The sequence below is a fragment of the Pedobacter africanus genome (genome assembly GCF_040548825.1).
Taxonomy (GTDB): Bacteria; Bacteroidota; Bacteroidia; order Sphingobacteriales; family Sphingobacteriaceae; genus Pedobacter; species Pedobacter africanus_A.
The window spans coordinates 129,205-152,992 of sequence record NZ_JBEPSL010000005.1; the positions used below are offsets into that span (position 1 = coordinate 129,205).

Here is a 23,788-nt window from a genome sequence, read left to right on the forward strand (position 1 = left end):
AAACGCCGAATTTGATTGTTTAATCTTTATCAGTTCCCGCAACGGCATTAAATACAGCCTTGATCAGTGCTACTACAATGGCCAGAAAAGCTGCTGCCCAGAAACCGGTGGTGTTGAACCCGCTCATCAGGTTGTCGACCAGTAAAATCATCAGTACCGTAATGATAAAAGATACCAATCCCAGGGTTAAAAAGTTAACAGGGAAGGTCATTACCCTTAAAATAAATCCGATAGTGGCATTGGCCAGGGCTATTAAAACCGCTGCAATAATTGCCGTTCCGTAACCGTCTACCTGTACACCTGGAACGATGTAGGCCCCAATCAGTACGGCGAGGCCCATTAATAAAATTTCTACAATCAGTCTCATAATGTTTAATTTAGTGATATGGTTAAAAGTACTGTTAATTTGTTTGCTGTTTTGTATGCCGCAGTTTGTTTGCTTGCCTGTTCATCTGCAAATAATAAGCCACTTTTGATCGGGTTTAGTGCAGACAGTTCGGCCATTGTGTTTAACGATATTGATCAGTCAGGTTTGCTGCAGCTGAAAACCGGTCAAAATGCTGATTCTTTGCTTCATAGCCTGGTGTCTGTTCTGGAAAGCCCTTCTGAAAAAGACACTGCAATTAAAGAAGCGCCTGTTGAAGGACGGTTTAAGGTGAGCGACAGCAACCTGGTTTTTATTCCGGCCATGCCTTTTGTTAAAGGAAGGGACTACCTGGTGATTACGCACCTGAACACCCGCTTCGGGGAACTGAAAGATGTAATGAACGGAGGGCTGAGCAACCGGATTAAGCCAGTTTCTAAATTGCTTACCAGATAGGATTTGCCAGCCCTTTGAAGTGCTGTTTTGCTCAAGTTAAGTTTGTGTCTGATTTTAGGTTTATACAATCTTCATACAATGATTATACAATGATTATACAATATTAAAACAATAGTTTATTGTATAAAGATTGTTTAATAAAACTTTAAAAATTGTTAAATTAAAGTTTTATACCTAAATTAGGTTCAACCTTAATACAAAGGGATTAATGATTTAGACTATGGGAAAAGCAACAGAAGGAATAGCCGGGCCTGTTTCCGGAAAAGTAGGTCCGCATGTGTATTATATGTTAAATGGTAAGCCCTGTGTGCGTAGCTTGCCAAGCAAAAGATCTGGCAAAAAGACAAAAAAGGAAAAAAATAATACCACCGGTTTTGCCAAAGTACAGGCTTTTTTAAAGCCGATCAAATCATTTTTAAAAGTGGGATTCAAGGATTATGGAACGTCAACAGGGGGCTATAGAGGGGCGGTATCCTATGCCTTGAGAAATGCGGTTGAGGGTGAACATCCAGACCGGGTTGTAAATCCCGCTTTGGTAAGGGTTTGCGGGGGTGAGCTTCATTTTCCTGAAACTTATGAGGTTGTTTTTGAACCCGATCAGGTGGTCCGGTTTACCTGGAGTGCCGAGGTAGGCCAGAATGGCAACCCTTACGATCAGGTATTTATGCTGGCTTATTCACCTGCTGATGCTGAGTTGAATTTGAGCAGCATGGTTGGTGTTTCAACCGGCGCTTTTAGAATGACCGGTACGGATAGCCTTACACTTACACCGGCGCGTTTGGCGAGGGAATATCACATTTATATGGGTTTTATAGCAAAAGACAGGTCAGGGCAGGCGCATAGCCAGTACATGGGAAAGATACTGGTGCCGGCGAAGTAAAAGATTTATAAGCCGCTGATTGCGAGCCGGCATTTTTATTTTGTAAAAATATTTCTTACATTTGCGGTGTAATAGAGGTAAGAGGGGACAGGAGTCCCCTCTTTTCTGTTATTGGCAAATTGGTTATGCAGGTAGAAAAAAGAGTAACAGAATTAGTTGAAGAGAAGATTTCGGACAGGCCGGAGCTGTTTTTAGTTGAGGTAAAAATGCTGCCAAACAATAAGCTCATTATTCATGTAGATGGCGATGAAGGGATCAGTATCCAGGATTGTGCGGCCATCAGCAGGCATGTAGGCTTTCATTTGGAAGAAGAAAATACAATAGAAAAAGCGTATAACCTGGAAGTCTCTTCACCGGGTGTTGGTGAGCCCTTAAAGTTGAAAAGGCAATACCTTAAAAATATCGGCCGCGAGGTTAGTGTTAAATTAAACGGCGGTGAAGTAAAAGAAGGAAAATTGCTGACAGCCGATGAGCAAGGGATCACCATTGAGGCAAAAGTTAAAGAAAAAGGCAAAAAAGTTCAGCTGGTTGAAACCAGGGCAGACTTTGATAATATAACAGAAACAAAGGTTTTAATTTCATTTAAATAAAAATGAGCAATATTAATTTAATCGATTCATTTCAAGAGTTTAAAGACTTCAAGAACATCGACCGCCCTACAGTGATTAGTGTGCTGGAAGAGGTATTTCGCAGTATGTTGCGTAAAAAATATGGTACGGATGAGAATTGTGACGTAATTGTTAACCCGGATAACGGTGATTTGGAAATCTGGCGTACCAGGAAAGTGATGGAAGATGGTTTTTCTGAGGACGACGATCTGGAAATTGAGCTTGCTGAAGTAAAACAGCTGGACCCGGATATGGAGGTTGGCGACGATTACATCGAGCAGATCACACTGGAAAGCTTTGGCCGCAGGGCGATTTTAGCTGCCCGTCAGACCCTGGTTTCTAAAGTTTTAGAACTGGAGAAAGACGAGATCTTTAAAAAATATAAAGACAGGGTTGGTGAAATTGTTACCGGTGAAGTTTACCAGGTATGGAAAAAAGAAACGCTGGTACTGGACGATGAAGGCAACGAGTTGATGATGCCTAAAACAGAGCAGATCCCTGCCGATTACTTCAAAAAAGGAGATTCTGTTCGTGCAGTGATCCTGAAGGTAGATATGGTAAATGCTACGCCTAAGATCATCATTTCGAGGATTGCACCTGAATTCTTGCAACGCTTGTTTGAGATTGAGGTTCCTGAGATCTTTGATGGTCTGATCACCATTAAAAAGATTGTTCGTGAGCCAGGTGAAAGGGCTAAAGTTGCGGTAGAATCTTACGATGACAGGATTGATCCGGTAGGTGCCTGTGTGGGTATGAAAGGTTCACGTATCCATGGTATCGTCAGAGAGCTTAAAAACGAAAATATTGACGTAATTAACTTTACCAACAATATTTCACTGTACATCACCAGGGCATTAAGTCCGGCTAAGATCACTTCCATTAAGCTGGATGATGAGACCAAACATGCTTCGGTTTACCTGAAGCCAGATCAGGTTTCACTGGCTATTGGCCGTGGCGGACACAACATTAAACTGGCAGGTAAACTGACCGGTTATGAGATCGATGTATACCGTGAGGCAGGTGAAGAAGATGAAGATGTGGATATCGAAGAATTCTCGGATGAAATCGACAGCTGGATCATCGATGAGCTGAAAGCGATAGGCTGTGATACAGCTAAAAGTGTGCTGGCACTTTCTGTAGACGAATTGGTAAAACGTACCGATTTAGAGGAAGAAACCATCAAAGAAGTGATGAGTATTTTGAAATCAGAGTTTGAATAAAATGCTTGTCAACGTGTTTACAAAATTCTGTAGTTATTAAAAACTAATTGACTACACATGAAATAAACAAGAATAAACGTTACTTTTGTATAAGAACTAAAGAAAAAAAAGGATATCAATGTCAGACGACAAACCAATAATTTTATTTAAGGCAGTTAAGGAACTTAACGTAGGCATTGCTACGGCCGTTGAGTTTTTGGAGAAGAAAGGCTTTTCTGTCGAGAATAAACCCACTACTAAGCTCTCCCGCGACATGTATAATGCATTGTTGAAAGAGTTTCAGGGCGATAAGATCGTAAAAGAAGAAGCCAATCAGATTGTTATTGGTAAAATCCGTCGTGATGAACCTGAAGTGACTGAGAAAGTTACGGACGCACCTAGAAAAAATGTTGAATTTGAAAATGAAGGCGTTTTAATCAAAAACCTTCATTCCTATACTCCTCCTGCTGAGAAAGCAAAAGAGGAGGCCCCTGCTGCTGAAAAGGCAGAAGAAGGTGCTTTACCTGGTGTGAAAATAGTAGGAAAGATCAACCTTGATGATTTGAATGCTAAAACACGCCCTGTTAAGAAAGAAGAAGCTGCAGAGCCGGAACCAAAAGCTGAGGCACCTGTTGCTCCTGCTGCTCCGGTTGAAAAAGCACCTGAGCCGGTAAAGGAAGTAGAGAAGCCGGTTGAACAGCCTGTTGCAGAAATAAAACCTGAACCTGTTAAGCCAGTGGAAACACCTAAAGCCGAGGAGCCTGTAGTTAAAGCTTCTGAACCAGTAGCTACACCAAAAGCGACTCCTGAACCGCCGAAAGCGGACAAGCCTGAAGAGAACGAGGTCATCAAAGCCCGTTCTGTAAAACTTTCTGGCCCGAATATCATTGGAAAGATTACTTTGCCGGTAACACCGGACCGTAAATCTCAGCCAGTAGCTTCTTCGGGCGAGAGTGCCGACGCGAAAAGGAAGCGCAAACGCAAAAAAACTCCTGGAGGACATCCAGGTCAGCCGGGACAACATGGAGGCAACCAGCACGGTGGACAGCAGGGTAACCAGCACGGTGGTCAACAGGGACAAGGCGGAGCGCCAAGGCCTGCAGCACCTACATTTGGTAACAGACCGGATTTTAGAAATAACACAAATAATGCTGCCAACAGGCCTAATTTCAGGAACAACAAGCCGGGAGCTCCAGCTTCGGGACCTAAAGAAGAGCCTACGGAAAAAGAAATACAGGATCAGATCAAGGCAACGCTTGCACGTTTGAGCGGAGCAGGTAAGTCCGGAAAATTTGCACAGCGCGCCAAACTTCGCCGCCAGAAACGTGACGATGTGGCCATGTCGGCCGATGAGGCTGCAATGGAGCAGGAACTGCAATCACGTGTACTTAAAGTAACGGAGTTTGTAACTGCAAACGAGCTGGCAACGATGATGGATGAACCGGTTACGAAGATCATTGCGACTTGTATGAGTCTGGGCATGTTTGTATCCATCAACCAACGTCTGGATGCTGAGACTTTAACTATTGTTGCTGATGAGTTTGGCTATGAAATTCAATTCGTTAAGCCGGATGATGAAAGCGACATCCTGATTGAAGAAGAGGATAGCGAAGAGGATTTATTACCAAGGGCACCAGTGGTAACCATTATGGGACACGTGGATCATGGTAAAACATCTTTGCTGGATTATATCCGTAAAGCCAATGTGGTTGCTGGTGAGGCGGGGGGTATTACCCAGCACATCGGGGCCTATATGGTAACGACTTCTACAGGTAAAAAAGTAACCTTCCTGGATACACCGGGTCACGAGGCCTTTACGGCCATGCGTGCAAGGGGTGCCAAGGTAGCGGATATTGCCATTATTGTGGTTGCTGCAGACGATGCGGTGATGCCTCAGACAAAAGAGGCCATTAACCATGCTCAGGCTGCCGGTGTACCATTGGTATTTGCCTTTACAAAGATTGATAAACCGGGAGCAAATTCCGATAAAATACGCGAGCAGCTTTCTATCATGAATATCCTGGTTGAGGATTGGGGAGGTAACTTCCAGTCACAGGAGATTTCTGGTAAGAGTGGTTTAAATGTAGACCTGCTTTTAGAGAAAGTGTTATTAGAGGCCGAATTGTTAGACCTTAAAGCAAATCCTAACAAGCGTGCAACAGGTAGTGTAATTGAGGCCACCCTGGATAAAGGGCGTGGTATAGTAACTACCGTACTTGTTCAGGCAGGAACACTTAAGGTGGGTGACCCAATCCTTGCCGGTAGCTATAGCGGACGTGTGAAAGCTTTGTTTAACGAACGTGGACAGAAAGTAGATAAGGCGGGCCCATCTGTACCGGTACAGGTATTGGGTATGCAAGGCGCGCCTACTGCGGGCGACAGGTTCAATGCACTGGAAAGTGAAGTTGAAGCAAGAGAGATTGCGAACAAGCGTTTACAGCTGATGCGCGAGCAGGGGCTTCGTACGCAGAAACACATTACACTGGATGAGATCGGTCGTCGTTTGGCTATCGGAAACTTTAAAGAGCTGAATCTGATTGTTAAAGGTGACGTGGATGGTTCTATCGAGGCACTATCTGATTCATTACTGAAACTCTCTACTCCGGAAATACAGATCAATATTATTGGTAAGGCTGTAGGTCAGATCTCAGAATCTGATGTATTGCTGGCATCAGCTTCTGATGCGATCATTGTTGGTTTCCAGGTACGTCCTTCCCCGGGAGCGCGTAAACTGGCAGAGGCTGAGCAAATAGACATCCGCCTGTATTCTATCATCTACGATGCAATTAATGAAATCAAAGCAGCGATGGAAGGTATGCTGGCGCCTGAGTTTGAAGAGAAGATCACGGCTAACGTTGAGATCAGGGAAACCTTTAAAATCACCAAGGTGGGTACCATTGCTGGATGTATGGTACTGGACGGTACCATTACACGTAACAGCAAGATCCGGATCGTTAGAGATGGCGTGGTAATTTACACTGGTGAACTGGCTTCATTGAAACGTTATAAAGATGATGTGAAAGAGGTTTCGAGAGGTTACGAGTGCGGATTGAACATCCAGAACTTTAACAACATTGAAGTAGGCGATATTGTAGAAGCTTACGAGCAGGTTGAAGTGAAACGGAAGTTGTAATAATTTCCTTTAGATAATATAAAGGCGTTGAGAGAATTCTCAACGCCTTTTTTATGAAACGCTGATTTTCAGATTGCAACAATAATACAATTTATTTGCGCGATAGCGGGATTCTTCATAAGCTTTTGAATATTTCAAATTTTGAAAGTTTGCTTTGACACCCGGTAATTGGGGCTAGTTGGGAAGGTTTTGTTATCGAAAATATAATTGTGCAATTGTTAAGTAAGTGGCAATACAGCTACTATAGAACGGCTTCACAAACTGAAATTGATCTGGTACTTGAAGGGCCAGATCATCAGATAAGGGCAATAGAAGTTAAAAGGTCGTTATCTCCAAAAAATCGGCAGGGGTTTTCATATCGCGTGTGAAGACATAAAAGCAACGCATAAATTCGTAGTATACTCAGGTTCGGAACGTTATCCAATGGCTCAGGATACAGAGGCTATCGGGCTTGTTGAATTTCTGGAAATGTTAAATTAAAGGAAGTAGTAAATTATAATATTGCCGAATAGCTGAAGTTTTGAGAGGCTATGTATTCGGATTGAACATACAGAACTTTAACGACATTGAAGTAAACGATATAGTAGAGGCTTACGAGCGGGTTGAAGTGAAATAGAAGTTTTGATAATTTCCTTTAGATCATATGAGGGCACATTATGAATTGGGCCACGAGGAGTTGTCTGTGTTATTTAAAATAATAACCAAATCCCAGGGTGGCGGCGAATGTGTTGTTGTATCCCGGTTGTTCTAATTCAGGGTTTTGTTTTTGCGGGCTTGTCAACGACTGATAATAATGTCCCTTCAATTGACATGAAAAATTCTTAAAAATTCTATATTCTAATTCAACTTTTCCAACCCAACCGAATTCAGATCTGTTATCCTGTTCTGAATTAAAATCATGAGCATATTTGATATATTCTAGTTTAATGGATTCTACATTTTCGTTATCAGAAGACAGCTCAAAAACATTTGGTGCAAGGCCATCTATATTGCTTCTTAACCAGTAAGCGTAATAGACTCCTAAAGTTCCTGATGCAGATAATTTATTTGTAAGTTTCGTTTTGTATTTAAGGCTGACAGGAAACTGAAAATAAGTGTTTTTTACATTCTGGTATATGGCTGTCTTATTTTTAATGGAATAATTCTTTTGTAACATACTCGCAGAGGTTTCTAATATAAGCAGCCTGGTTAATTTATGATTTAGATTAATACTGGCGATGTAACCTTCTTTCGAGGTCGATATGATATTATTGCGACTATTTAAGCTAAGCTTATTATAGGTAATTCCTGTATCAAAGCTAATATTTGTTTGAGCCGTTGTTATGATTGGAGTTACAGGTAGTAGTAAAAAAAGAAATAAGAATGGGTTTTTTATATTCGTTTTAATCAACATAATATTCGGAGATTATTTATTTGATTTGGCTTATCGCGAGCTCTAATTGGTCATCTTTTCCAAGAGATAAATTTTTGCTGTTAAAAGGTGAATGCAAATCTGGCGTTATTCCAATGCCCTCATAGAACTTACCATCCATACCTTTAAACTGTACAGCAGACGTTTTTACGGTAAGAAAATCACCAACATTGAAAGATCCCGCATTAAATATGTCTGAATCCGATAGAGGTCCGGTGGCGCCGTAGGTCTGTTCACCAATGAAAAGGTTTTTTTCAGATTTTAGGGCAAGAACTATGATCTCTGCTAAAGATGCGGTGTAATTATCTCCCAATAATATTATGGGTACATTCACATTATATTGAGCATCATGTTTTAATCTCGCTTCAAGCCAGGGTAAATAACCCCATTTTCCTAATCCGTTTTTGCTTCTGGTATAGCCAAAGGTAACATCCTTATTTATCAACTTACCGACAAAGAAATTTAGGTCTGCGATATTACCTCCGCTATTGTTCCTGAGATCGAGAATAACACCCTTAATAGGGGTTGTTGTTCTTTTAAGCTGAGAGAAAAAATGATCGAGAACCATTTTTATCTTATTTCCATTGTTGGATTCATAAGATTGCTTGAGTGCGAAGAAATTACAACGGAAATAAAGTAAATTGTTATTGATTGTACCAACCGTGGCATTAATGGGAATCCCATCTTGATTAATATTTCCGGTGGTAGATAAAAAGCCTGCATCCAGGTAAGATTTGGCAACACCATCATAACTATATTTTCCATGAAAATTCGGGTTTTTTCTCTTTCTATCAAGTGAAGGATTAACAACAGAACCTAATAGTGCTTCATCTCGAAAAGTAATATTAAAGTGATTATCTATAAGATCGCCAGTCATTTCTCTAAAATATGAAACGGCTTTTCTTTTGTCTTCATCAGTATTTTCCAACTGATTGAATAATGGCTTGTATTGTTTATACATAGCATTCCAGTTGGTAGGATCTTTATCCCAAAAAACATATTGATAATTCATTTTATCCCAAAATTGTATAAAAATTTTGGTCAGGCTTTTATCGTTGTCGCCGGTTAAATCTGTATTTTCCTTTTTGCAGGAATAAAGTAGGATAGGGATTAACAAGATGAAGAGTCCTTGATAATTGAGGTAGCGCTGCTTTCTTTTCATAGCATCAAAATTAACATCCATCATTGTAAGTCCATAAATAAATATTTTGAGATTTATGCTAGAATATCGTTCACGTAATTGGGTGGTTCATTCACGTAAGAAAAAGCGGTGTTCACGTAAAAAAAATGTTTGCTGTGTAGAATTTATCTATGTTCGCGACCTAAATTGAATTAACATTAATTATGAAAAAACAAACAGTGCTTGCCTTTTTAATCCTGGCATTTATAGGGGGATTAACTGGGTGTAAAAAAAATGAAACATTAACGGCTGGGTCGGGTATTTCAACACAAGATGGCAGTAAATTATCTGGGGGAGACGGTATGTGGGATTTGTTGGGCTACGGATTAGATGTAACAGATGATATGCAAGGTCAAAACAGTACATCTGACGCACCAATTATTGATATACTAAGATTTAAGACGGACTTCCCAAATTCCAGAACGGAGATTACATCTACATCCTATGGCTACCACAAAAGTTATAGTGGTGCTACAGCAATAGATTATATGAGAGACTATAGTAAACAAAAGTCTTTTGAGGTTAAAGCTAATGGTACCATTGAAGGAGAAAAGGTCGAAGGTAGTAGTAAGACACCAATGCAATACAATTTTTCTGGGTCTTTTAATCAAAATAGTACCGACCAAAATATACTTACGGTATTAACCAAGTATTCATACGCAAGTTACGAAGTAACCAGGGTAATAAAGAGATTACGATTTAACCAAGATGCAACAGTTGAGTTATTGAACCAGTATTTGACGCCCGAATTTATAAATTATGTCAATACAATGAGTGCTGAGAATATAGTGGCGCGCTATGGAACACACGTAATGCTTGATATCAGCATTGGAGGAATTCTGCGGTTTAACTACAGTGGTGCAGTTGTGAAGGAGACGGAATTTAGTAAAAAGGTGTCCGGAATTAAAACGGGATTTAGTTTTGGCTTGTTGAAACTAATTAACGTAAATCTCTCTCAAGATAAAACTACTACAGAGATAGCTCAAACATCTAATGAGATCCAAGAAAGAGACTATGAAGGTAGATATTTTGGGGGGACAAATTCTGGAATAAGCATCTCTATCGATAAAGATGGAAACACTGCTCAAAATGTTAATATATCAAGTTTCGAATCAGGAATTACTCCGACAAATGCTGCGTTGGTTGATGTAGGGCGCGCCATATTTATCTATCATTTTATAGCCGATCCTGTTAAAAAAGAACAGGTTAGGATTGCTGTTGAAAAACATATAACTGATAGCCAACGGAAAGAGCTCGGGGAAGTTCCTATTTATGTTTACAACTCTAATAGATACGGAGATCATTATTATACAACGGACAATGTGCCTTCGATTGGAGATGGTTCTTATTATAATGAAGGGTTAGCATTTTACGCTTTTCCATCGCCAACTTTAGGTGCAGTGCCAATTTATGTTTATAACGGGAATGGAGATCATTATTATACGCCAGATAACCAACCAACTATTGGCGGCGGTTATTTTAGGAATGAAGGAATAGCATTTTATGCTTATCCAACGCAGGTTACGGGATCAATTCCAATCTATGTTTATAATTCTCAAAGACACGCTGATCATTACTACACACCGGAAAATAGGCTTTGGATCGGTGATGGATCTTATAGAAATGAAGGGATTGCATTTTATGCTATTCAATAACGTAAATCTGAATTATTTCATTTGCTCAGATGAAATAACGTCATTAAGCACAGATGAGATAAAACTTTGAGCAAATAAACCTTTGGAAAGTAAAGGGTGTTAAGATTTTTCTTGACACCCTTTTTAGCTTGATACTTATGTAGGAAAAATATTTTGAGATTTATGCTAAAAAATTGTTCACGTAATAGCGTAGTTCATTCACGTAAGAAAAAAGCGGTGTTCGCGTAAAAAAAAATCAATTGAAAAAGAAATGGATAAATTCGGCGAAATAATGTAAAATAACAATCTTTATGAACAAACAAACAAAAACAGCTTGTCTAATTTTAGCTTTTGCGGCTATTTTAAGCAGTTGTAAAAAAAATGAAGCTCTTAATGGGGCAGAAGTTGTAGGAAAGACAACCAATTCACTTTCAGCAGGCGATGGCCAGAATGATTTATTGGGCTACGGTTATGATGTAACAGGTGAATACGCGAACTCTAGTGCTGCAAAATACTCTGTTATAGATGTGGTAAGGCTTAAAGCGGATCAGCCTACGAGAGTTGAATGGGATCTTTCCAGTAAAAAGTATGGCGAAGTGATAGCCGGAGAAAATGCATTCACTTATCTAAGTTCCCTAACAGATAAACTTGGCAGCAGCTTGACAGTAAAGGATCCATCAGATACGTCAAAGAAAGCGATTTTTTTTAAGGGGAGTATAGAAAATTCTTTCGATAACTCAAACTCGTTTTCATCAAAACATATTTACAGTGGTTACGCCATGAAAATTCAACAAAAAAGGGTAAAGATGAACGCAACCATATCTATGTTAAAGCAGTATTTGACGTCAAGTTTTATTGCAGATGTACAAAGTGGAAGTCCTCAGTATATTGTAAGTCAATACGGCACACACATATTGAAGGATATTATATTAGGTGCAAAGTTGGACATTAAATTTAGAGCAGAAACAAGCAAATCAGATCGCAAAGATGCGGCTACCAAGGGCATTGAATTTAATATATTAGGTATATTTGGATTTAGTACAAGTTCCAATTCAGCAACGCAGCAGGTTGCTGAAAATTTTTCCCAGCGATTACGCTATGAGGCGATTGGAGGGGAACCCTCAGCAAGCTTAAGTGGAAATCTGACTATTGGAGGAGGTACTTTGCCAGTTATTTCCACAACAGCTTGGGAGAATAGCTCTTCATTGCTGAATGCGGAGATGATTGATGTTGCAGAAAACGGTTTAATTCCGATATGGGAGCTAATAGATGATCCGGCAAAAAGTGCAGCGGTAAAGACATACGTAATTCAATACATTATTGACAAGCAACTGAAGCTTACTTACCCAGATTTCGTTGTAAACGGTCGTTTTGTTCGGAATGATGATGACTTGAAGCTTTATATGGTTTTTGATAATACTTTAAGGCATATACCTAGTATGGCAGTGTTAGACCGTTTGTTTCAATTCGACGAAAGCCTTATGCATCACGTTAACTTCATAGACGTTTCATCTGCTATTGTCGGTGCTCCAATTTCCCATGATTCTGAAATACTAACGGATTTGGTAGGAAGTAAAATGTATTTTAGAGAGGGAAATGTAATTAGACACATCAGTACCTGGGATGTATTCTTGAAATATCATTTTAATGACGTAACTGCACGTGAAGTTTATGGTATAAGTGGGTACACTCTAGGCAAGCCAATAGAATAAAACAGGTTACTTCTTGTGGTAGATGAATAGACCGTTTAAGAGTGATAGAAATCTATGAACAGGTTGACGTAAAATTGAAGTTAAATAGTATAAAGGCGTTGAGAATTTTCTCAACGCCTTTATTGTTTTTTGGATTTTTGTCATTGTAATTTCGGTCAAAAATAATTGCAACATTTCTGTTGCATATGCTAGGATGTTGTTGGCGTAATAATGGTGTTCATTCGCGTAGGAAAACCTACTGTTCGTGTAAAAAAATGGCAGTTAAATTTTTTTAAGATAACTTTAGGCTAAACTTCTTATTCAAAGAATATGCTTTCAGTTCTCGTTAATCAGGGACATTTACCTTTAGATCATAATTCTGAAAAATCTTCAATTCTTACTCAAACTAAAAATGGCTATAGTCGAATAGCCAAACTATAATCTGCAAATTCCAGAGGTCGCCGAAAATCTTAAAAAGAGTAGGCATTTATTCAAATTAAATCATGTTAAAATTAACGAAACAAGTGATGCTAATTGCCTTTTTAGCATCAGCAGCTTTAACTAGCTGTGAAAAAAAGGAGGTAGTTTCAACAGAAGAACCATCGGATCTGGAGAAGTTAAAACTTCAAAAAATTAAGCGATTTATTTCGATTATGTGGGAGGTTCCTTTAGCGGGGGTTCTGTTTAATGAAGAGAAAAAGGAATTTACATTCGGGAATATAACGATGGCTAAAGATAAAATAGAAAAGATTTATGACGTCTCCAATGAGTATAAATTTAATTATGAGAGGGACTAATTGACATGAAGAAGTTTATATCATTAATTGGGTTTCTATGCTTTTTTATGGTAGAAAGCATTGCAGGAGTGTCAATATCTCAGTTTGCTATAAGATCAGGATATACAAGTGGAGATAAATTAGTTGTAAGTGCTGGACAACCGACCACATTTATTGTAGATGCCGTTCTTATTCAATCAGGAAATATGTCCAACACTGCTAGGGTAACGGTAGTTTATCAAGAAAATAATATTGACACAGAGCTTAGCCAAGAATTATTGAATTATGACTGGAGTACCGGTAGTGGAATTTGGCAACCTACAATAACTGCGACATTACCTGCAGGAAAAACTACAGGTAGAATTTATCTTAAACTGCAAACCTGGGATGGAAGTAATCAAGGACCAACAAGCTATTCAAATGTATCTTACGGAATTGATACCGGTTCAGGACCCGTAACTCCAGGACCAGGAGGAGGAGTTATTGGCGTACCTCCACCTTTTGAGGCTCCAGTGACAGGTGCGGTTCCGCTATATGAATACGTTTCAGGCAATGTGAGTCATTTGAGTGTCACGTATTATTCTTCTCTTCCTAATTTTACTTACAATGGTGTTTTTGGGTATGTTTTTACAAGCGCAGTCTCAGGGACAGTTCCACTGTATAGATTTGTGAATAGGACCAATGGAAATCATTTTTACAGTACTAATGATAATGACGGATTCATCCCTGGCTATAGCACACATGGAATTGTCTGTTACGTATATTCAAGTCAGGTTTCTAAGTCCCTTCCTGTATATGGGCATCATACTCTAATTGCAGGTTTACATGTTTATCGCTATTCTAACTCACCAGGAACTTTTTGGGGGTATTCATTTGAAGATGAGTATTTTTATTTGTTGCAAAACAAGCAGCCAACAACCTATCCTTTGCCGGAGGAAGATTGTGCAGAGCTTTACCAATATTATAGTGACGACCTAGGTGATCATTACTATACAACCGTTAAGAAGGACTATGGATTAGGTTTCCAATTTGAACGTGTACTAGGGTATGTTCATACGATTCAGAAACCGGGGACAGTACCTCTATATGTTTACTATTCAGCGCGGGATGAAGATCATTTCTATACTCGTGTAAAACAAGATTATGATAGCTATAGATACGAAGGCATTGTTGGATATGTTTATGCATCCTCAGGGACGCCTGGAACGGCGGCTGTTCATCGTTACTACAATGACTCAGGTACGGATCATTATTACTCTATGCTTTATGAAATTCCTCAGTATTATGTCTATGAAGGGGTAGAATTTTATATGCTTACTTATAATCATTAATTCGATAAAAATTTTTCATACAATAAGCATATACGATTAGAGAACTATTCTGACCATGCTATTGTTCGAAACAAGGACATTTAGCGTCACCGAAAACCTTAAAATAAAATCTGAAATCATGTTAAAATTAACGAAACGGGCAGTGCTAATTGCTTTTTTAGCACCAATGGCTTTAACTAGCTGCGAAAAGGAAAAAGAAGTGGAAAAGTCAATTGAAGCGACTACTTCAACGAATACCCAGGAAATCAGGGTTCAAAAGATCAAAAGATTCATAACAATCGCATTTAAAGTATCAGAAAATGAGATTATATATAGCCAGGATAATGAAAAGGTACAGATTAAAGGCCATGAATTCACTAAGAAAGAAATCGAGTATTTGTACGATAACGCAAATGAATATAAACTCGTTTACGAAAACTAAGTTATGAGAAAAATTGCATTAGTGCTTTTATGTACTTTTTTATTTGTTGGGAAGTACAGTGATGTAAAAGCTGGTCGAACCTACGATGAGGGCCCCTATCTAGCAACATTTACAATTTTGGATGATTTTCTTTATCAAGGAAAGTTAGAAGTTAATTCTATTGTCTCTACTCGCTTCACCGCTAGGTTTACCTTATTAGGATATGGAAATCCAGGGCCCGCAAAAGCGTATTTAATTCATATTGATGACTTAAATGTTGAAACGATAATTAGTGACGTGCTAGAAGAGAATGTAACGGGCGTTTGGGCGCCAACTATTCAAGGAGTATTACCCTCCGGGATTGTTAGCGGCAAAGTTTGTCTTAAATATGAGTTTTTTAGTGGTAACCAAGCAAAGAGCAAGCTTTCCTCGGTTAAGTTTGATCTGTTTCCGCCTCCAGCTTATGAAGCTCCGGCTCCTGGGGCAGTGCCCTTATACGAATACGTTTCAGGGAATAAAAGAATGTTGACAACTCTATTTCACAATTCGTATTTTGGTTATAGCTATAATGGAATTTTAGGATTTGCATTCACTTCGCAAATTTCGGGGACAGTTCCTCTTTACCAATATCTTCAAACATCAAATGGAAATAAATATTATACAACGGTACAGGGTAATTATGGTGGCGGATATACTGAAGAGGGAATAGTGTGCTACGTTTATGCTAATCAGGTCACTAAATCGCTTCCAGTTTATCAGCATTATATTGGTGATGCGCAGGGAGGCTTTCATCGTTATTCTAATTCTCCCGGCACCTTTTGGGATTGGTCATTCGATGACGTTAAATTTTATCTTCTGCAAAACAAGCAGTCAACAACTTATCCATTACCAGAGGAAGACTGTGCGGAGCTTTACCAATATTATAGTGGTGACCTAGACGATCATTACTATACAACCGTTAAGAAAGACTATGGACCAGGCTTCCAATTTGAACGAGTTCTTGGATATGTTCATACAATTCAGAAGCCGGGGACAGTTCCACTATATGTGTACTATTCATCGCGAGATGAAGACCATTTTTATACCAGGGTAAAACAAGATTACGACTACTATAGATATGAAGGAATTGTAGGGTATGTATACGCAACTTCAGGAACGCCTGGAACAGCAGCAGTACATCGTTATTACAATGAAACAGGTGCTGACCATTATTATTCTATGCTTTATGAGACTCCTCCGTATTATGTTTATGAGGGTGTAGAATTTTATATGCTTACCTATAATCATTAAGAAAAAGTAATTTCGGGGGCTGATTAGGCCCCCGTTTTGTTAACAATGGCGGCGTATATCTAATTTTTTAATAGATTTGGATAATTCGTAATTGCGTGTATTATGCAGGAAGCCCCGATTTACCTTCGTAAAAGCCGGAGGATAGTCGACAATGATTGGATTTTTAGTTATTTATATAAAAGAATAAAATGTCAGATACCAATATTTGCAAAGTTTGTAGTGCAAAATTAAGTAACACTTTTAAAATAAAAGAGATGATGCTTGGTCTTAGAGAAGATTTTGAGTACGCACAGTGCAGCGAATGCCGCACGATACAGATCATAAATGTCCCTGTTACAATAGAAAAGTATTATCCAGATTATTATTATTCATTTAAGCAGGTTATTCCGAAGCTATCTCCCTTGCCCTTTTTTAAAAAACTCTTCAATGGTTATAGAATAAAGAAAAAATATAGAAAGGAACGTTACGAAATATTCAGGCATCTAAAGCCTCTTATGATACGCCCTTCGCAAAAAATACTCGATATTGGCTGTGGAAGAGGTGCACTGATTTGTCAGATGTTTAATTATGGATTCACTAACGTTGAAGGGATTGATAAATATATAGATAAGGAGTATAATTACAATTATGGTGTTAATGTTTATAAAAAGGATTTGAGTGAATTAAAAGCCAATAGTTATGATTTGCTTATGATGCACCATGTGTTTGAACACATGGATAACCCATATGAAGAACTTGCAAAATGTAATAAGCTACTCAAGCAAAAGGGGCATTTAATTATAAGGATACCAGTGGTAGCAAAAGCATGGGAAATTTATCAGCAAGACTGGATTCAATTGGACGCACCACGGCATTTCTTTTTGCACACTACAGAAAGTATGAGGTTGTTGGCTGAGAAGACTGGCTTTAGTATAGATAATATTGTATATGATTCGAATGGATTTCAATTTTGGGGAAGTGAGTTGTATAAACGAGATATTGGATTAGTAGATGAAAATACCAAAGAGTATCGTAGAGGAGAAGATTTTTTTTCAGATAAGGAGTTAAATGCTTTTGATTTAAAAGCTGAGGAACTGAACCGTACCGGGCAGGGCGATCAGGCTATTTTTTATTTAAGCAAGAAGTGATTTCTGAGTTAACGTCATAAACTAGGATGAGTATTATAAAAGTTGGGTTCTTGGTGTCGTATGATTATGAGTTTTTGCGAACATCATTGCCCTTGGTTTACGATTATGTCCCGGAGATTTTCTTTGCTGTAGATGTAGAAAGAAAGACCTGGGCCGGCAAGCAATTTAGCATCAGCGAAGGTTTTTGGGAATGGGTTAAGGAAATTGATACTCAAAACAAGATTACCATTTATGAAGATAAGTTTTTTATTCCTGAACTTACCGCGATTGAATGCGATACCAGGGAAAGGAACCTTTTGGGAAAACAGATGGGTGTCGCGGATTGGTATGTGCAAATAGATTCTGATGAGTACTTTGTTGATTTTGAGGGTTTTGTAAATAAACTAAAACAGTATAAGCCTTCCATGCCCACAACTGTAACTTGCAGAGTGGTGACAATGTTTAAGAAATTAGAATCGGGTTATCTCTTAATCGATGAATCTATGGTTTCCTTAAATTTTGCAACCAACAATCCTGTTTATGATGTTGCAAGGGTTAACCAATCGGGTAATACGATTGTAGACTGGGATGACCTTGTATTGCACCAAAGCTGGGCCAGAAGTTCAACTGAAATTTTATTAAAGTTAAAGAATTGGGGGCATAAAGACGATTTTAACACCATAAGCTTCTATAATTTATGGGAGGCTATTGATGAATATAATTACGTCTATATCCGGGATTTTCACCCTTTGCAGCCAATTATATGGGGGAGTTTGTTTCTTGAGGAAGGTAATATTATCGCTATACGTGAATCGCTTAAACTGAGAATTGTCCGGACTCGAAGGGAGTCTGATCCAGTAAAAAGAAAGCCTTTTCTATCGAGATTATGGCGTAGGATAAAGTTCTGGTAATGGTTATAGCCGCTTAAAAAACAAGATCACTCTTTTTAAGAAGCCGCTCCCATAGAGATCTATACATCTATTTGAGTAGTCATCCACAATTTTTTGTGAAAAATCAAGCAACAACGTTTCTGGCGAAGTTTTTATTGGTATACCCAGATGATCAAAAATTAACTGCTCGAAGCTTTTAACAATTCTACTGGCCTTGTATGCATCTAGAGTTTTTTTTGCTGAGGAACGAGAAAACCGATTTCTCAAATTGCGGTCCTGATATAAACGGTGTATTGCCGAGGCTATTTTTTCCTTTTTTCTTTTTACTACAAATCCTGTTTCATTGTTGTCTACCAATTCAATTTGTGCATTGTCCCGGTCTTCGGTGCTGATCGTTATTACTGGTATTCCCGCAGTCATGGCCTCGGCAATCACCATCCCAAAGCTTTCACCTATGTTGCTGGCAGCTAGAAAAACATCCATTGTTTTGTAATAGACGAGCAACTCCTGGAGGTCGGATGTGTTTTCAAAAAGGACTAGTTTATCTGATACACCTAATAGTTCAGCATGTGCAATGATGTTCGGTGTTGCGCCCAATAACAAAAAGCGGGCAGAATTTACTTTCTTAGCAAATTCTGCAAATCCATCCAGAGTTATCAAGTCAAATTTATTGTCATCTGCACGGCCGATTCTTCCCACAATAAAATACCCTTGCAAATGATGTTTCTCTTTAAAAGCTGCAATGGTAGATTGGTCTGGCAACAGGCTGTTTATTTGGTCAACATCAATGGGGTTATGAAGTACTTTTCTCTTTGAGGAAAAATGGTCTTTTAATGATTTGTCAATACCCATTCGCCTGATCAAAACCATTTTAGAAACATACAGGTCGTAGTCTATGATATCATAAAAGTCAGAGGGTTCATAAAGGCCGAAAACATTTGTTTGTATAACGAGTTTAGGCTTATTTGCTTTGACTATGTTAAATAAACCGGGATCCAAAAGGCCATTACCGTGCCAATGGAATACGTCAGTTTCCAGAAGTATTTCTGTGAGTTTAGCCAGATCTCCATTTAATAAAACAACCTCAATTCCCAGGTCCTGGATCAGTTTAACCCTTGGGCCACCATCTAACAGTCCGATAACTGTTACGGAAAATAATTCTTTGTTTAGAAATTTGCTGTAAAGTTGGAGTACATATTCTGTTCCACCTAATCCGAGTTGATTTACTGCTTCTACAATTCTGATTTTACCCCTCATAGCCTTTTTAGTTTTCAGCCTACTATACGAATTTAATTAAAGATCTCTTGTAATTGCTTTGAGACATTTAGTGGGGCATATTTTTCAATAGCTGCATAGGAATTGAGATGGAAACGGTTCCACAGAACTTCATCATAGTATAAACTAGTGATTTCTTTTACAAATTCATCTGTAGTGTTTGCTATCAATACATTATGTCCGTGCTGCAGGTCCATACCTTCCGCCCCTATATCTGTAGTTATTACCGGCAGGCTATATTCAAGGCTTTGTCCAATCTTTCCTTTCATTCCGGCTCCATATCTTAATGGCGCAACAAATACCCGGGAGGAGGTGAAGTAATCCGTTACATCTTCTACGTAGCCAGTAACATTAATACTTGCGGATTGAAGTGCAAGAATTTCGGGGGGGGGATGACTACCCATTACAGTCAACTTCATTTCAGGATGATCGCACCATATTTTTGGCATAATTTCGTTAGTAAGCCACAAAACGGCGTCGATATTAGGTTGATGATAGAAGCCCCCAATGAAACATATTCCAGCTCTTTCTGAAAAGCTTTTCTGTAATCCTGTGTAGGGAATATGTATATTTGGTATGACCTTAACTTTTTTGGCCCCTTTAGTGATCAAAACCTCTGCTTCAGGTTCTGTTATAGCGATAGTGATGTCGGCATCTTTAGATAACTGAATTTCTGTAGCCATCGTAGAATTGATCAATTCTTTCTCAATTTCCGATATGGAATTTTGTAGTTTCAAACCTCTTTCTTCACGAATAAAGTGTAAATCTACGGTATCATACGCCCATATGATTTCAGCTCGAGTTTTTACAATTGGAGCAAAAATTTTATTAAGCTCAGGCCTGGATATCCATGCGATATCTATTAAATTAATAACCTCATACAGCAATGATGTTGAAGGAGTATGTGGAAGTGCCGGATATAAAACACGAACTTTCATGTTAATTAATTCGGAAAAGTAGGGCTCTGTTTTAAGACCATTGTTAGGTAGAAACATTACATTGAAACTCAGTGATTTAAATATTTTCATAAGTTCGAACATTCGTTTGTACCCAGAAGCCTTGTCACGTTCAGGTAAGATAACGTCTATCAATAGAATTGTTTTCTGATGATCAAACTTGTTCGCAAGCTCGACGCTTGACCTTGTGATTGGAAAGGAGTTCAAGACTTTGGCCCATTTGTTTTTAAATTTCTGGGCATTTATTTGCTGATATTCTTTTATGCTCCCCTTTTTGACTATTTTACCGGAGCTTATTCCTTCAAAATGGACAACTTGCGATAAAGGTTGGTAGAATACTTTTTTATTTAGTTGATGACGAATAGCCATACAAAGGTCTGTATCTTCATAGTATGCCGGGGCATATTGTTCGTCGAATCCTGCTAACAATTCAAAGTCGGCCTTAGACAACAATATGCTTGCCCCAGAGCAATAGTCTGTTTCTCTGAGGTAATTAAATTGCCATAGATCTGGATCCTCATATTTACCATAATTAGCAGGATTGCCCAAATTGTCAACCAGGCTACCCGCTTCCTGGAGCAATCCATAAGGGTAAATTAACTTACTGCCGACAAGACCAGCCTGCTTGTCGTTTATGAAAACTGCAAGCATTTGATAAAGCCAGTTAGACCGGACTTGCGTGTCGTTATTCAGGAAACATAGGTATTCTCCCTTTGCATGTGCTGCTGCTTTGTTACAGGATTTTAGGAAACCAAGGTTTTCTTCGTTCTCGAGATAGGTAATGTTTTTTATTTGTTTTATTAATCGCGAGGTATTGTCGGAAGAAGCATCATTTATAAGAATGATTTCGTACTTAACATTTGATGTGTGGATAAGTAAGGCATTCAGGCAATTGTAAGTATAATTAAAATGATTGTGCACAGCTATAATTATGCTGACGGTTGGATTTAATTCGGGTTTAAATGTCAGTGGTTTTAGCTGCGGTTTATCCGGAAGTAAATCAGAAACCTCGAACTTGTATAGGCCTAGCAGACGTTTAATAAAATGTCGGAAATCGGGAGATTTAAAATATTTTTTATATGGACTTCTATTAAAACGAAACAATCCAATGAACACATAAAACAGCCGCTTAATAAAAAGCTTTGGCAAACTGTGTTTTAAAAAACACACATTTAATCCCTGTTCCCTTCGGGAATAATAAGTTTGGTTAATCCGAAGGCAAGTTTTATGGTCTTTTTTATCTACCCACCTGGTAAACTTCTTTGAACTCATGGTCGCAAATTATTATTTAGTGTTTTTTAGATTGATGCCTTTTCTTAAATGATTCAAATAGTTTGATTAGGGCTTCCGGTGTTTCCAATACGTACCAAGTACTATTTTAATAAAAATTGCTTTTGATGTTAATGGGTTTTTGAAAAGATACCTGATCTGTTCTCTGAATTTAGGGTCGAGTTTGTTCCTGGTGGGATAGTAGGCCCGATAGTGAATTTTAAATGTTTTGTAGTAATCTTTTGAAGAGATCAGCCCTCTTTCGTAAAAAATATTAATAATGTTCAACGTTTCTACCAAAGCCAAACCGCTTTTAATTGCTTCACCACTTACATCGCTTTCGTGTTTTCTAAAATAATTCAGAAGTTTGCCGCTGATATGTACTTTACCCATAGTGCATAATTCCATCCAGAAAAACCAGTCTCCACAAAGCTTATAGGCTTTAAAACCATCGGACATCCGGGTAAACATTTCTCTTTTCCACAATACCATGCTTGCATTAAAAATAGGGTTATGCAAAAGCATTTTATTTTTCATAAAAGGAGTACCCTCTACCATTTCTGACAGATAATCTGTATGGGAAATCCAGTTTATTTTATTTTCATTCTGAATGCAGTAGGATTGACAGTAGCTGATTACACATTCAGGGTCCTTAACAATTCCTTCATGCAGCGTAGATAATAAATTGGCTTCGCACCAATCGTCGCTTTCGGCTATCCAGATATATTTTCCTTTGGCCAGTAAAATACCCTTTTCCCATTGTTTAAATGTACTGCCCGTATTTACCGTGTTAAATACAACGTGGGTCACCTTTGGATGCGATCTGTAACGCTCCAGCACTGATCTGCTGTCGTCGGTTGAGCAATCGTCCATCAATATGACTTCAAAGTCCTGAAAAGTTTGATTTAAAACACTTTCTATCCTTTGTTCAAGATATTTTGCATGATTGTAATTTGGTATAATAACGGATACTTCTGGCATGGGTTGAAAGTTATTACTGAGTAAAACAACGTTTTATGAACCTTTTGAACCTTCTTTTATAGGAATTATGCTTCTTCCATCTTTTGACAAGATCAAAATCACGGACGAAAACTTCATAATCTGCGGCCTTCTCAGGTAATACATATTTTGGGTAAGCTATTGTTTCCATACTTTCCAGCGGCAGGTTCGCGTATTTGCTATGCGGGTCGGTTGTATGGGTTGCATCAGGCCTGAACCCAATATTAGAGATCAGGTTTACATTCGGGTTTACCGATAAACCGTTGTTAAAGTAGTTAATCAATGACAGTTGATAATCCCAGGTGTCAATTTTCCCGGACTTCAAATCGATAAAGATTTTTTTCCAGCTATCTATCAATAGTTCATCGTTAAAAACGTTCCTTAATGCAGCAGCTACTTCCTCTTCAAGGTATTTAGACAGGTTCTTATCATAATCTTTCCAGACCCTTCTCCAGCTTGCCCAGCCCCATACATGGGTTTGGTTGGCAAAGTAAAGACTCGCTGTTCCCCATTTTTTTCCGAGCTGATGACTGGAGCCGGCGACATGCCTTATACGTGTATCATCCCGGTATTTTTTTAGCATCTCGTCACAGAAGAAAAAGAAACTGTTCGAAGGCAAACAGTCATCCTCTAGTATAATTCCTTCTTCTTCATGGTCGAAAAACCAGTCCAATGCCGAAGAAACCGCATTTTTGCAACCTAAGTTCTCCTCTCTGAAAAGTGTAAATACCTTACAATCCCAATCAACCTCTTTGAGGATTGACCTGGTTTCATTACACAGACCGGCCTCATTTTCTTTTTCGGGCCGGGGGCCATCTGCAGCAAGATACAGCCGTTCGGGTTTTGTCTTCCTGATCTCGGCAAATACCCTCTTCGTGACATCAGGTCTGTTGAATACGAGAAAGAGAACAGGCGACTTTGTGATGTAAACTTCCATTGA

21 protein-coding genes are annotated in these 23,788 nt (G+C 38.7%); 14 read left to right on the forward strand and 7 right to left on the reverse strand.

Annotation, left to right across the window (positions count from 1 at the left end; all coding sequences use genetic code 11):
• Window positions 1-19: 19 nt before the first annotated feature.
• Window positions 20-367, reverse strand: coding sequence for a phage holin family protein (locus ABIE26_RS22340; protein ID WP_084238540.1), 348 nt, complete (start codon window positions 365-367; stop codon window positions 20-22).
• Window positions 368-385: 18 nt separating this feature from the next.
• On the opposite strand from ABIE26_RS22340, the gene ABIE26_RS22345 reads away from it, so the two are divergent.
• The 6 genes from ABIE26_RS22345 to ABIE26_RS22370 all read left to right on the forward strand — a co-directional run bounded on the left by ABIE26_RS22345 (window position 386) and on the right by ABIE26_RS22370 (window position 7,008).
• Entirely contained in the window at window positions 386-820 is a 435-nt protein-coding gene (locus ABIE26_RS22345; protein WP_310146076.1) for a hypothetical protein, read from the forward strand.
• A gap of 220 nt (window positions 821-1,040) precedes the next feature.
• Window positions 1,041-1,700 (forward strand): DUF6266 family protein, encoded by a 660-nt coding sequence (locus tag ABIE26_RS22350; RefSeq protein ID WP_310146074.1) that lies wholly within the window; start codon window positions 1,041-1,043, stop codon window positions 1,698-1,700.
• A gap of 125 nt (window positions 1,701-1,825) precedes the next feature.
• Complete coding sequence (gene rimP / locus ABIE26_RS22355) at window positions 1,826-2,290, forward strand: ribosome assembly cofactor RimP (protein ID WP_310146072.1); 465 nt, start codon at window positions 1,826-1,828, stop codon at window positions 2,288-2,290.
• Between the two features lie 2 nt (window positions 2,291-2,292).
• The gene (nusA, locus tag ABIE26_RS22360; RefSeq protein ID WP_084238549.1) at window positions 2,293-3,528 is read left to right on the forward strand and encodes a transcription termination factor NusA; all 1,236 of its coding nucleotides are present in this window, start codon (window positions 2,293-2,295) and stop codon (window positions 3,526-3,528) included.
• Between the two features lie 118 nt (window positions 3,529-3,646).
• Window positions 3,647-6,640 carry a translation initiation factor IF-2 gene (gene infB, locus ABIE26_RS22365; RefSeq protein WP_310146071.1) on the forward strand — a complete coding sequence of 998 codons (2,994 nt, stop codon included), beginning with the start codon at window positions 3,647-3,649 and terminating at the stop codon, window positions 6,638-6,640.
• A 209-nt stretch (window positions 6,641-6,849) separates the two neighbouring features.
• A complete protein-coding gene (locus ABIE26_RS22370) occupies window positions 6,850-7,008 on the forward strand; it encodes a DUF4143 domain-containing protein (RefSeq protein WP_354376255.1) in 159 nt (52 codons plus the stop codon).
• Window positions 7,009-7,325: 317 nt separating this feature from the next.
• Here the strand turns inward: ABIE26_RS22370 and ABIE26_RS22375 are convergent, their stop codons facing one another.
• Window positions 7,326-8,033: an outer membrane beta-barrel protein gene (locus tag ABIE26_RS22375; protein WP_310146070.1), complete on the reverse strand. Its 708-nt coding sequence runs from the start codon at window positions 8,031-8,033 to the stop codon at window positions 7,326-7,328.
• A 16-nt stretch (window positions 8,034-8,049) separates the two neighbouring features.
• Window positions 8,050-9,213, reverse strand: coding sequence for a S41 family peptidase (locus ABIE26_RS22380; RefSeq protein ID WP_310146069.1), 1,164 nt, complete (start codon window positions 9,211-9,213; stop codon window positions 8,050-8,052).
• Window positions 9,214-9,395: 182 nt separating this feature from the next.
• On the opposite strand from ABIE26_RS22380, the gene ABIE26_RS22385 reads away from it, so the two are divergent.
• The 8 genes from ABIE26_RS22385 to ABIE26_RS22420 all read left to right on the forward strand — a co-directional run bounded on the left by ABIE26_RS22385 (window position 9,396) and on the right by ABIE26_RS22420 (window position 18,370).
• Window positions 9,396-10,886, forward strand: coding sequence for a hypothetical protein (locus ABIE26_RS22385; RefSeq protein WP_310146068.1), 1,491 nt, complete (start codon window positions 9,396-9,398; stop codon window positions 10,884-10,886).
• Between the two features lie 290 nt (window positions 10,887-11,176).
• Window positions 11,177-12,577 (forward strand): MAC/perforin domain-containing protein, encoded by a 1,401-nt coding sequence (locus ABIE26_RS22390; RefSeq protein WP_310146067.1) that lies wholly within the window; start codon window positions 11,177-11,179, stop codon window positions 12,575-12,577.
• A 482-nt stretch (window positions 12,578-13,059) separates the two neighbouring features.
• A complete protein-coding gene (locus ABIE26_RS22395; RefSeq protein WP_310146066.1) occupies window positions 13,060-13,353 on the forward strand; it encodes a hypothetical protein in 294 nt (97 codons plus the stop codon).
• Window positions 13,354-13,358: 5 nt separating this feature from the next.
• Complete coding sequence (locus tag ABIE26_RS22400) at window positions 13,359-14,663, forward strand: hypothetical protein (RefSeq protein ID WP_310146065.1); 1,305 nt, start codon at window positions 13,359-13,361, stop codon at window positions 14,661-14,663.
• A 118-nt stretch (window positions 14,664-14,781) separates the two neighbouring features.
• Window positions 14,782-15,084 carry a hypothetical protein gene (locus ABIE26_RS22405; RefSeq protein ID WP_310146064.1) on the forward strand — a complete coding sequence of 101 codons (303 nt, stop codon included), beginning with the start codon at window positions 14,782-14,784 and terminating at the stop codon, window positions 15,082-15,084.
• A 3-nt stretch (window positions 15,085-15,087) separates the two neighbouring features.
• Window positions 15,088-16,353, forward strand: a complete 1,266-nt coding sequence (locus ABIE26_RS22410) for a hypothetical protein (RefSeq protein ID WP_310146063.1) — start codon at window positions 15,088-15,090, stop codon at window positions 16,351-16,353.
• Between the two features lie 188 nt (window positions 16,354-16,541).
• The gene (locus ABIE26_RS22415) at window positions 16,542-17,480 is read left to right on the forward strand and encodes a class I SAM-dependent methyltransferase (RefSeq protein WP_310146062.1); all 939 of its coding nucleotides are present in this window, start codon (window positions 16,542-16,544) and stop codon (window positions 17,478-17,480) included.
• A gap of 26 nt (window positions 17,481-17,506) precedes the next feature.
• Window positions 17,507-18,370 (forward strand): hypothetical protein, encoded by an 864-nt coding sequence (locus ABIE26_RS22420; RefSeq protein ID WP_310146061.1) that lies wholly within the window; start codon window positions 17,507-17,509, stop codon window positions 18,368-18,370.
• A 3-nt stretch (window positions 18,371-18,373) separates the two neighbouring features.
• Here the strand turns inward: ABIE26_RS22420 and ABIE26_RS22425 are convergent, their stop codons facing one another.
• From ABIE26_RS22425 to ABIE26_RS22440, 4 genes are all read right to left on the reverse strand, one after another.
• Window positions 18,374-19,606 carry a glycosyltransferase gene (locus ABIE26_RS22425; RefSeq protein WP_310146060.1) on the reverse strand — a complete coding sequence of 411 codons (1,233 nt, stop codon included), beginning with the start codon at window positions 19,604-19,606 and terminating at the stop codon, window positions 18,374-18,376.
• Between the two features lie 32 nt (window positions 19,607-19,638).
• Window positions 19,639-21,852, reverse strand: coding sequence for a glycosyltransferase (locus ABIE26_RS22430; protein ID WP_310146059.1), 2,214 nt, complete (start codon window positions 21,850-21,852; stop codon window positions 19,639-19,641).
• Window positions 21,853-21,918: 66 nt separating this feature from the next.
• Complete coding sequence (locus tag ABIE26_RS22435; RefSeq protein ID WP_310146058.1) at window positions 21,919-22,830, reverse strand: glycosyltransferase family 2 protein; 912 nt, start codon at window positions 22,828-22,830, stop codon at window positions 21,919-21,921.
• Window positions 22,831-22,843: 13 nt separating this feature from the next.
• Window positions 22,844-23,785 (reverse strand): nucleotide-diphospho-sugar transferase, encoded by a 942-nt coding sequence (locus ABIE26_RS22440; RefSeq protein WP_310146057.1) that lies wholly within the window; start codon window positions 23,783-23,785, stop codon window positions 22,844-22,846.
• Window positions 23,786-23,788: the final 3 nt, after the last annotated feature.